Genomic DNA, 10242 nt, shown 5'->3' on the forward strand with positions numbered 1-10242 from the left:
CCCGTTGATAGGCGTTAAGTGGAAGTCCTGAGAGGGATGAAGCTGAGGCGTACTAATAGACCGAGGGCTTGACCTCTCTTTCTACATGGTGATTGATGACTTAATTCTCTGCAGTCTTCAGCGTTTTTTTCCCTGACAACTTTTGGGGTCTCTAGAAAGACGCAGTTGCACCAATCCGCTTCCATCCTGAACTCGGTTGTTAAACGCCCAGGTTGCAGATAGACAATATTTCAATCCTTCCAACTACTTTTAAATAAAACCTCCTGACGCAGTGACAAGAAAAGTCAAAAGCTGGATAAAATTAATGACATAGCCCTCAAACCTCTCTGAGAGAAGAGGAGCTGATTGCGTCTAATTTTCATCAATTCCCCAATAGTTGCATGGCCAAGCTCCCTCCGCTTCGCTCCGCCCACGATTGGCTGTATCATCCAATCCAAAAGCTACTATGACGTTGTTGCGCTCGCATCGCATCAGTAAGGCGACCGATGTATTTCTGAATTCCCATAACCTTGAGCTTGTGTCTTTGTAAAATCCTACAACTCTAGCAATCCTAAATGATTTTCTCTGTGTAAGTATATTGACGTATTTTGGGGAAATCAAATTTATGTTCCTTAGTAAAAAACTCAAACAAAAATTTGACAATCTTAAAAGACCTACATAAATACCAATACTTTCTTAAAAAGTTTTTAGCTTGTAACCAAATATCTTCAACGGGATTCTGTTGGGGAGGATTGGGAGCAAATAAAATACAAGTAATTGACCAATCATCAGGTTTTTTGTCACCATTGAGTGTCTAATAAAAAGTCTCTAAATTCTCCATATTTATGATAACTAGCTCCATCCCAAATCAAGATAATCTTGCGATTTTTATATTTCTTCTGTAAGTGTTTTATGAATTTAACTGTTGATTTTCCATCACCTGATGGATGGCTCTGAACATGGAATTCTTTGCTTTGATAATTGAGTGCGCCAAAATAAGTTTGTCTATCTTTTTCATTGGTAATTGGGACTTCAATTCTGATTTTAGATTGACCCCAAACATAACCAGTTAGATCACCATGAAGTAGATGACATTCATCTAAAAACAATACTATTATTTCCCCCGATTCTATACCAGCCTTGTTTTTAAATAAAATATCGTTAATTTCTTCTGTCTTTTTTTTTACCAGTTCTTTATCAAATTTAGGATTGGTTTTTTGAGTTTTTTTCCAACTAATTTTTGCCCGGTTGAAAAGTTCATAGTAACTCTGTTTTGATTTATATATCACACCAAATTCTTGATCTAAATAAGTAACTAGCTCATCTAAATTACAATTTTCTTTATTCTTTAACCACTCGCTCACTTCAGTATTTTGTCGAGCTGTTAAATAGCCTTTTGACCCTTTATGTCCTAGTTTGATTCCGGCGATGCCTTGGGTTGTAAATTGTTTTTTCCAATCACCAATAAAAAAATTACTTACACCTAAAATATTGCTGATTTCATGGTAGATATTACCTGAGAGCGCCATCCTTACAGCTATTGCTCGTTTTAGTTCTCTTGCATCGATATTACTTTTAATGAAAAATTCTAATTGGGCTATTTCTTTTTCCATATCTTTTTGTGAAAGTTGTAAGTTATTCATTTTTTTGTCATAATTAAGTATTGCATATAATTGTACCATAATCATGATAATGATTTAGGATTGCTATATAAGCTAAAGCTATTAAGAATATTAAAGTTTTATATTAAAGTTTTTAGGCGGTCGTCACAAGGGTAACTTTTTTGAAGATTATAGCAGACTGTTTGACAGTCCTTAAACATTGCTTCGATACGACTGCGACATTTAAACGCTGTTACAGCTAGTTTCAATTTGCCGATATTGGTGAGTAAATACCAGCCTTCATCTTCGCCACTATTTCAATATTTTCGTTGCCTATAACCAGCGACATCAAAACATCCCAATACTTGCTGCTGATTTTAACTCCGGTCAAATAAAAGCTCGTACCTGGTACTAAACCACACTCACTTAACCGCTTAAATTCCTCTCCTTCTTCTTGAATATAGCGTCCCTGTTTTACTCTCAAAACAAACCTTATGTTCTTTTCACACAGCCCACTTGCAAGCTTAACGCTCGGAAATTCAGGCGTCTCCTAAAAGGACAATTTTATAAATTTTTAGCAGACCAAGAATGGGGCAGATTAAGCTTTGTTGTTCTCGGAGGTTGCTACACCCACAGCAAAGGCAATATCTGCCAGTACAATGGTAAAGCTCTCTTGTCCCCAATCAGGCTAATCATCAACAGATTTTTATCTGGTCACTGCGTTTTATCAATCGCGACCTTCAACTCTTGTTTATTTTTAAATTGAGTTCTCCAGATATATTTAAGCAGAAGAAACCAAAGCTTTTCAATCTTGAGGATAGGTACCTTAAGAAATCGTTGAATAGAACGTCGGCGGCTCTCAAACATGATAGGGGATGGCATCAATTTCGCCAATAACTCAATACTCACTTGTTTATGGGTTGGGAGCAGAAAAACTAAAATAGTCAGAGTCAAGTATTCAGCGTTTTTGAGCTGCTGTTGGAAACAAATTTGGTCTGATTGAGGTAACATTTTTAAATGATGGGGCTTCTTGACAAGACTCACCCCATCTTTTTTTTCCAAAAATCGGTCATAATCCCGTCCTCTGTATTGGTTGATATATTTTACCATAAGCTCAGGAGAGCCAGAAACGTTATATATTTCTGCGTCTCGAACTTATATAAAAAAATAAAATTAATAGTGTAGGTTTTGTTTCTCAACCTAACCTACACTATTAATAATTTGTGTAAGGGGAATGTTTATTCCTAACTCTCATTATTCACGACACGGAAGTTACGGAAATACGGATAACTGTTGTTTTCCTGAGTCCTTCTTCTTCCTTGCTTCTTCCTCTTTCTTTCAACGTCCCAATTCCTCGTTACTAATTCCCAAATGACTCGCTTAGCCACCACAATAGAAGCCATACTTTACCTAAAAGGTCAGCCAGTGTCGATCGCAGAAATTGCCGAGATTGCCAAGTGCGATCGAGCCGAAGCCGAAGACGCCATCATCGAACTCATGTCTGACTCGTCCCACCGCGACAGTGCATTAGAAGTCGTCGAAACCCCCACGGGATACAGCCTGCAACTCAGAGAAGAGTTTGCCAGTTTAATGCAAACTTTAATACCTCCAGAATTAGGTGTGGGAGCTTTGCGGACGCTGGCTGCGATCGCCCTCAAAGGCGGCATCGCTCAGCCAGATTTAGTTAACTTGCGAGGTTCAGGAGCTTACCAACAAGTGCAGGAACTTGTAGAAATGGGTTTCGTCCGCAAACGGCGGCCGGCTGAGGGGCGGTCGTATTGGTTACAAGTTACCGAGAAATTTCATAGGTACTTTCAAGTAGACCAACTCCCAAAACAATTGCAAATTGACTTTCAGGCAAATTTGTACCCAAGCAATGACGAGTAGTTTGAAGTAGAATGTAACCAGCCAGAAATTAAGAATCGCCAAATGGTTTTTCACCCTGACTTTGACACATCCAATGCTCAACAAACCGCAGTCAATCCACTGCTGAAGTACCTCCAACACCAATCCCCGGAGGTTCTAGCCCGCGTCGCCAAGTCCGTCAGCCCCGACATCAGAGAAATTATCTCTCATAACGTTCAAGGACTGGTCGGCGTTTTGCCTTCAGAAAATTTTAACGTCGAAATTACCACTGACCGCGAAAACTTAGCAGGTTTGCTAGCTTCAGCGATGATGACAGGCTATTTTTTGAGGCAAATGGAGCAGAGGATGCACCTAGAAGAAAATTTAGCAAGCACCAGCTCGATTCAACCAAACTCGCCCAAAGACAAGTAAAAAGATCAACGGGTTGGGGAAGCCCGAAAGATGAAAGTTGTTCAGAAAAATCCATAATCCTGAATCATGGAGGCACAGGGAATTAAGAAACCGGGCTGTTAACCGGGTATCCCTCGCCCTACACCAAGGATTTTGGTGAAAAAACCCGGTTGCTACGTCCAGGACTATAAAGCATCAGATTTATCTTTCATCCTCCACCGTTTGCAACTAATAGGCTTTTCCCAAAAGAAAGCAACTGTAGGTAAGCTCCAAATCCTTATCCCCTAAGTCATTCCCAATTCTGTAATCGAAAATCTCAAATGGTATTACCCACCGGCGGAGCTACCCGATAGGGGAAAAGCACCCGGACGTACTTTTATATTCTGAACTTGACCCACACGGTTAATTTCCAGTTCGAGTTCTTTGCCCACAGCAGTGTTTTCCACCCGTTCTTGCACGTCACCGGGAGTGTTAACCGCAATTCCGTCAACTTTTAGAATGACATCTCCGGGGCGCAAGTCGGCTTTTTGAGCGGGGGAATTTTCCACGACTCGCGCCACGGCTACGCCTTGATCGAGGGTAATTTTATTATTATCGAGCTGTTTGTTGAGTTCTGCCTTGGTGGCGGCAGTTAAGCTGACCATTTGAATGCCGAGATAGGGATGTTCGGCTTTACCTTTGGCGAATAACTGATCGGAAACTCGTTTGGCGGTTTCGATCGGAATTGCAAATCCCAAGCCCTGAGCGTCGGCGCGGATAGCGGTATTGATGCCAATTACTTCGCCTTGGTCATTGAGCAGGGGGCCACCAGAATTGCCGGGGTTGATGGCGGCGTCGGTTTGGATAAAGCGAACTCGCTTGTCTGGGATGCCAACTTGGGAACTCGATCGACCCGTAGCGCTGATAATGCCCACAGTCACGGTATTGTCGAGACCTAAAGGATTGCCGATCGCGATCGCCCACTGTCCCGGTACAATATTGTCCGATCGACCCAAAGCCACCTGCGGCAGTTCCTTAGCATTAATCTTAACCACAGCGACATCCGTCAGCGGATCGACTCCCTGCACCTTACCCTCAAACTCGCGGCCGTCTTTGAGCGTCACCTTGACAGTATCCGTCCCGGAGACAACGTGAGCATTAGTAACGATGCGGCCGTCAGGAGTGAGAATAAACCCGGAACCCGTACCTCTCTTGGTTCGTTCTTCCGGCTGCGGCAAATTTTCCCCAAAAAACCGACGAAACAAAGGATTTTTGAATGCTTCGGGTACTTGATTCGCCACCTTGCTCGATGCGTCAATCCGCACTACAGCCGGGCCGACTTTTTCGGCTGCTTCAGCAATAAAATTGGGGTTGCTGCGATCGACCGCCCGATTTTCCAGAACAGGAGGAGAGGGATAGGGGGGGATTTGCTGGCGTACTACTGGCAAAACCAATCCGGTTTCCAGATTGTTTGAGCCTTGCAGATAGCGATTTCCCAACCATCCCATACCTCCGCCGATTGACAGCAAAGTCACATAAAGGGTCGCTTGCTTAAAAGATAAACTCATTTAATAACTCCCGCTAGATACCTCATCCCCGCAGACACGTTCGGAATCAACAAGCGTTTTTGTCTTGGTGACGGGAAGGAAGCGGGGCGGGGCGTACCGCTTCCTCAAGAACATAGCTGTTAACTGGCTGGCGCTGAGGGGCATCACAGGCAATTTTGCCGGATTTGCCAAGAGCGACTCAAACTAATAATTCTCATCCTAACTTGGCTTAGCCTGGGATTTACAGTCTGGGGGGTGGCTAGAGCTTGTAAATATGGAGTTTCACAGGATTTTAAAATTGTCAACTGTCCCAAATGAATACTTTTTTCTGTAGATCATGAGGTTTAAACGCTTATTTCCGGTGATTTCTGCACTAATTTGGTCGATCGCACCCGTTGGGAAAACGGCGGCAAATACCGAGATCCCACCTGCAAATCTTCCTTCAGGTATACCTGTAGAAAACCCTGACCCTGCCCGCGATTGCCCGAGTCCGGCTAGGTCTCGGTTGCGCCGCCATACTGTGGCCCAGGGCGAAACCATAGAAAGCATCGCGCGGCAGTACAATGTGATTCCTGCGGCGCTGATCGGGATAAATCCGACGTTGCGGGGCGGTGGAGTATCTGCTGGAAGTGCGATCGTCATTCCTCCGTACAGTGGCATCGAGGTAGAAGTGCCTGCGGGCTGGAATTGGCAAAAACTGGCAGAAGCTTACAAAGTGCCCGCAGATTTGCTATTTGAGGCGAATGGGTGCAGGCCTTTGGGGAAAACGGTGTTTGTGCCTGCGGTGAATAGGTCGATCGGGCATTCTATCAATCCCGATGCAACGCCATCGGTGCAAGGATTTCCGCTGCCCGCCCCAGCAGTGGAAGCTTTGCGTTACGGGCGGCAATTGCATCCGGGGCGGCGAGAATTTTTTTTCCACAGCGGCGTAGATTTTTTGGCGTCGGAGGGTACGCAGGTTTTAGCAACGGGCGAGGGGACTGTCGCCTTTGCCGGGCCGCAGGGGGATTACGGGAATTTAGTGGTGGTGAACCATGAAGCGGGGAAGCAAACGCGCTACGCTCATTTGAAAGATATTGCCGTAAAAGTCGGTCAAAAAGTGCAGTCTGGAGAAGTGTTGGGAACTGTGGGGATGACGGGAAAACGGGACATTCCGCCATCTCATTTGCATTTTGAAGTTCGCTACAATTCGGGTTTGGGTTGGGTTGCTGAAGACCCGCTGCTTTATTTGCAAGTTACTGTTAAAAAATAGGATTTTTAGTGTGCTGGGGGGGTGAGAAGCCGCCCCAAATCCAGACGGGGTAAGAATTGAGATGTGTTGTGGTAAAAAAAGATAGGCAGCAGAATTATTACACGATTGCCTATTCCCAAAAATATGTTACCAACATTTTACCAGACTCACTTACAAAAACAACTGACGCAAACCCCGTTTATTTTACTCACAATATTTTTGAACCTGATGGAATCCGAGAAACAAGTAACGATCGCACTAATCGGGTTCCTATTAATCACTTATTGGTGAACAACTTATTGCCCGATCGCACATTTCTCTCAAATTCGATCGCCCTGAAACCGAGTGAAAATTTGTCTGCTTTGTGACACGGCCCGCCGGGGGTTGAAACCCCCGTCTCATAGCTAAAGTCGGTTGAAACCGACTGAAAATTCGCATGAAACCGATACACATCAACTAACTCTTCAGTCCTCTTTCAGAGGACTTTCGCTATGAGACAGGGGTTTCAACCCCTGGCGGACTCGGCAACGAACCAACTAGCCCCTGGCGCGGACTAACTAACGGACTAACAAATCAAATTCGATCGCCCCCATCCACAAAAATCCGATCGCACATTTCTCTCAAATTCGATCGCCCATCCACAAAAATTCGATCGCCCCAATCAACACAAAAACCCGATCGCACATTTCTCTCAAATTCGATCGCCCGATCAACCCAAAAACCCGATCGCCCATCCATAAAAAACCCGGGGTTTCAACCGCCGAGGATTTCAAATTAGATCGCCCGAATCGACCCAAAAATCCGATTATCGATCGCCGCTAACTCCCTCCAATCGCAGGAAATGCACCCGGCCCAACGAATCGCCCGCTACAACTGTCACTCCATCAGGCAAAATTGCACAGCAATTAAACTCAGCATCTCCGCTGAAACTAGCAATTTCTTTGCCATTAAGCAAATCCCAGATTTTCAGGGTTTTATCGTCTGAAGCGGAAATCGCTGTTTTACCGTTGGGTGCGATCGATACTGCCCTTACCTCGCTAGTATGACCCGTGAGATTTTTCAGTTCCCGACCTGTCTTGGTGTCCCAGATTTTCAAGGTTTTATCCCATGCAGCCGAAATCGCTGTTAGGCCGTCTGGTGCGATCGCTACTGCCGTTACATAGCCAGTATGACCGGTGAGAGTTGTCAATTCCCAACCGCTGTCTGTGTCCCAGATTTTCAGCGTGCTATCACTTGAAGAAGAAATCACGGTCTTGCCGTCGGGTGCGATCGCTACTGCGTTTACACCGAAAGTATGACCGATGAGAGTTGTCAATTCCCAGCCTGTCTCGGTGTCCCAGATTTTCAGGGTGTTATCGCATGAAGCGGAAATCGCTGTTTTACCGTTGGGTGCGATCGCCACTGCTGTTACCCCGCTACTATGACCCGTGAGAGTTTTCAGTTCCCGACCTGTCTTGGTGTTCCAGATTTTCAGGGTTTCATCCCATGAAGCGGAAATCGCTCTCTTGCCGTCGGGTGCGATCGCCACTGCATTTACCATGCCAGTATGACCGGTGAGTGTTTTCAGTTCCCGACCTGTCTCGGTGTCCCAGATTTTCAGGGTACGATCCTCGGAAGCGGAAATCGCTGTTTTTCCGTCGGGCGCGATCGCCACTGCATTTACCCAGTTACTATGACCAGTGAGAGTTTTCAGTTCACAGCCTGTCTCGGTATCCCAGATTTTCAGGGTTTTATCATGTGAAGCGGAAATCGCTGTTTTACCGTTGGGCGCGATCGCCACTGCATTTACCCAGTTACTATGACTCGTGAGAGTTTTCAGTTCGCAGCCTGTCTCGGTGTCCCAGATTTTCAGGGTTTTATCACGTGAAGCGGAAATTGCTGTTTTGCCATCGGGTGCGATCGCCACTGCATTTACCGACCCAGTATGACCGGTGAGGGTTCGCAGTTCGGTGCCTGTCTCGGTGTCCCAGATTTTCAGGGTGTTATCCCATGAACCGGAAATCGCGGTTTTGCCGTCGGGTGCGATCGCTACTGAATTTACTGAGGATCTATGACCGGTGAGAGTTTTCAGTTCGTACCCTGTCTCGGTGTCCCAGATTTTCAGGGTTTGATCCTCCGAAGCGGAAATCGCTGTTTTACCGTCGGGCGCGATCGCCACTGCTTCTATCTCACGAGTATGACCGGTGAGAGTTTTCAGTTTACAGCCTGTCTCGGTGTTCCAGATTTTCAGGGTTTGATCCCGTGAACCGGAAATCGCTGTTTTACGGTCGGGTGCGATCGCCACTGCTGTTACCCAGCCAGTATGCCCGACAAGCGTCCGCAGCGCACCCTCATTTGCCCTTTCCAAATTAGCCTTCAAAGGCCACAGACATGGACTATTTCTCGAATGCTTAGCTTGTTCCACGAGTCGCTGAATTTCAGGTATTTCAAAAGCCAGCAATCGACTCCACAAATGCACTGCCAATTGGGTTTTATCCCGAGCCAAAACGTGCGAGGACTTCCGAATTGCCCCTTGAATCAACCCCAAACTTTCCGTTTGCCCCTCCGACAGCAAAACATCAGAAACTCTCGCCAAATCGTAATCCTCAATTAACGCTTGAACCCCCACCCCATCCAACTTCGCCTCAATAAAATCAAAATCCGTCAACAACTGATGCAACCGTTCCCCTTGAACACTCTCCGCCAAATGCCCCGGCAGAGTTTCCAAAGCATAAAGCCGCTTTTTCGGCGACAGTTTCTTCAACCGTTCTTTAAACTTACTCATCGCCGTACAAATCCTCCCACAAATTATCAGAAATCGCCGTTTCAATATCCCGCAGCGAAACCCCAGCTTTCTGCACCACATCTATACGATGCAGAAATCTTTGGAAACTCGCGTGATAAATACTGTAATCGGGAGGACTATCACCGCTACGCCGCAGAAACTGTTCCCAGTCATCGAGAACTTCCTGCACATCCAAAGCATCTTCTTCAGCAAAATCCGCCAAAATATCGCAGGAAACCGGCTTGCGAGTTTTGGTCAACAAATAAATCACCTTCAACTTCCGGCGGCGCAATTCCCTATCTTTAACCGCCATTTCCATCCGCGCCCAATGCTTCTCATAATATCCTTCCAACTCCCTCGGCAAATCTTTCAAAGTCACATCGCTGTACTTGCCGCTATCGATATCATTCAGCACATAGCGCAGGTACATAAAATTATTCTGGCTTTTTTCCGCCACCGCCGCCACAAACTGTTCGCGCTGCAAATTTTGACGGTTAATCCAACTCTGAATTGACGCGCTGTTGCTGGTGCGTTTATCAATATAAACCTTGACATCCGCCAAACTTTCTGCACTGTACTGCATCAAATCGAAAACCTGATGATTTGGCAAAGGCAGAGTTTTCGGCTGCTTCGAGACAATAAAATAAACATTATCCGGCAAAACATCTGGCAAATAGAGGACATTGCTGCCACGCACCTGATCGCTCATATCGACTTCATCGAGGGCATCCACAACAAAAACTAACTTTTTTCCGCCCAACTTAGCACTGACTTCCCCCAACAATCGACTGAGAAAATTGCCATCTGTAGTCCAATGTCACTGAAAAAGTCTCGATCGCAAGGCCTGTTTACCTTTTAAGATAGAGCGAGGTTCCTGCATTCGAG

The 10242-nt window shown here is 45.6% G+C and carries 11 protein-coding genes; 4 read left to right on the forward strand and 7 right to left on the reverse strand.

The genetic code is table 11. The annotated features are described in order from the left end of the window. Positions 1–779: 779 nt before the first annotated feature. The 3 genes from QUA25_RS27900 to QUA25_RS27910 all read right to left on the reverse strand — a co-directional run bounded on the left by QUA25_RS27900 (position 780) and on the right by QUA25_RS27910 (position 2690). Entirely contained in the window at positions 780–1622 is an 843-nt protein-coding gene (locus QUA25_RS27900) for an IS630 family transposase (RefSeq protein ID WP_333042864.1), read from the reverse strand. 223 nt (positions 1623–1845) lie between these two features. After that, positions 1846–2064: a hypothetical protein gene (locus QUA25_RS27905; protein WP_333042866.1), complete on the reverse strand. Its 219-nt coding sequence runs from the start codon at positions 2062–2064 to the stop codon at positions 1846–1848. A 230-nt stretch (positions 2065–2294) separates the two neighbouring features. Then, the gene (locus tag QUA25_RS27910) at positions 2295–2690 is read right to left on the reverse strand and encodes a hypothetical protein (RefSeq protein ID WP_333042867.1); all 396 of its coding nucleotides are present in this window, start codon (positions 2688–2690) and stop codon (positions 2295–2297) included. A gap of 261 nt (positions 2691–2951) precedes the next feature. Here QUA25_RS27910 and scpB point away from each other — a divergent pair, with 261 nt between their 5' ends. Both scpB and QUA25_RS27920 read left to right on the forward strand, forming a co-directional pair. Continuing rightward, positions 2952–3467: an SMC-Scp complex subunit ScpB gene (scpB, locus tag QUA25_RS27915; RefSeq protein WP_006635908.1), complete on the forward strand. Its 516-nt coding sequence runs from the start codon at positions 2952–2954 to the stop codon at positions 3465–3467. A gap of 42 nt (positions 3468–3509) precedes the next feature. Continuing rightward, positions 3510–3857 (forward strand): DUF760 domain-containing protein, encoded by a 348-nt coding sequence (locus QUA25_RS27920; protein ID WP_006635907.1) that lies wholly within the window; start codon positions 3510–3512, stop codon positions 3855–3857. 305 nt (positions 3858–4162) lie between these two features. On the opposite strand, the gene QUA25_RS27925 is transcribed toward QUA25_RS27920, so the two are convergent. Beyond that, positions 4163–5383 (reverse strand): HhoA/HhoB/HtrA family serine endopeptidase, encoded by a 1221-nt coding sequence (locus tag QUA25_RS27925; RefSeq protein ID WP_333042869.1) that lies wholly within the window; start codon positions 5381–5383, stop codon positions 4163–4165. A 316-nt stretch (positions 5384–5699) separates the two neighbouring features. On the opposite strand from QUA25_RS27925, the gene QUA25_RS27930 reads away from it, so the two are divergent. Beyond that, positions 5700–6614 carry a M23 family metallopeptidase gene (locus QUA25_RS27930; protein ID WP_333042871.1) on the forward strand — a complete coding sequence of 305 codons (915 nt, stop codon included), beginning with the start codon at positions 5700–5702 and terminating at the stop codon, positions 6612–6614. Positions 6615–6682: 68 nt separating this feature from the next. After that, positions 6683–6961: a hypothetical protein gene (locus tag QUA25_RS27935; protein ID WP_333042872.1), complete on the forward strand. Its 279-nt coding sequence runs from the start codon at positions 6683–6685 to the stop codon at positions 6959–6961. Positions 6962–7166: 205 nt separating this feature from the next. Here QUA25_RS27935 and QUA25_RS27940 read toward each other — a convergent pair whose 3' ends face one another. From QUA25_RS27940 to QUA25_RS27950, 3 genes are all read right to left on the reverse strand, one after another. After that, complete coding sequence (locus QUA25_RS27940) at positions 7167–7331, reverse strand: hypothetical protein (RefSeq protein ID WP_333042874.1); 165 nt, start codon at positions 7329–7331, stop codon at positions 7167–7169. Between the two features lie 67 nt (positions 7332–7398). Then, a complete protein-coding gene (locus tag QUA25_RS27945; protein ID WP_333042877.1) occupies positions 7399–9357 on the reverse strand; it encodes a hypothetical protein in 1959 nt (652 codons plus the stop codon). Continuing rightward, complete coding sequence (locus QUA25_RS27950; protein WP_333042880.1) at positions 9350–10141, reverse strand: hypothetical protein; 792 nt, start codon at positions 10139–10141, stop codon at positions 9350–9352. Before QUA25_RS27950 ends, QUA25_RS27945 begins: the two co-directional genes overlap by 8 nt. Positions 10142–10242 lie beyond the last annotated feature (101 nt).

This window comes from Microcoleus sp. Pol17C6 (assembly GCF_036701145.1).
Classification (GTDB): Bacteria; Cyanobacteriota; Cyanobacteriia; order Cyanobacteriales; family Microcoleaceae; genus Microcoleus.

Excerpts from the sequence above, each read along its gene's own strand:
- QUA25_RS27930 (WP_333042871.1), top strand. The coding sequence starts at position 5,700 with ATGAGGTTTAAACGCTTATTTCCGGTGATTTCTGCACTAATTTGGTCG.
- QUA25_RS27945 (WP_333042877.1), bottom strand. The coding sequence starts at position 9,357 with ATGAGTAAGTTTAAAGAACGGTTGAAGAAACTGTCGCCGAAAAAGCGG.
- QUA25_RS27900 (WP_333042864.1), bottom strand. The coding sequence starts at position 1,622 with ATGAATAACTTACAACTTTCACAAAAAGATATGGAAAAAGAAATAGCC.
- QUA25_RS27910 (WP_333042867.1), bottom strand. The coding sequence starts at position 2,690 with ATGGTAAAATATATCAACCAATACAGAGGACGGGATTATGACCGATTT.
- QUA25_RS27920 (WP_006635907.1), top strand. The coding sequence starts at position 3,510 with ATGGTTTTTCACCCTGACTTTGACACATCCAATGCTCAACAAACCGCA.
- QUA25_RS27925 (WP_333042869.1), bottom strand. The coding sequence starts at position 5,383 with ATGAGTTTATCTTTTAAGCAAGCGACCCTTTATGTGACTTTGCTGTCA.
- scpB (WP_006635908.1), top strand. The coding sequence starts at position 2,952 with ATGACTCGCTTAGCCACCACAATAGAAGCCATACTTTACCTAAAAGGT.
- QUA25_RS27940 (WP_333042874.1), bottom strand. The coding sequence starts at position 7,331 with ATGGATGGGCGATCGGGTTTTTGGGTTGATCGGGCGATCGAATTTGAG.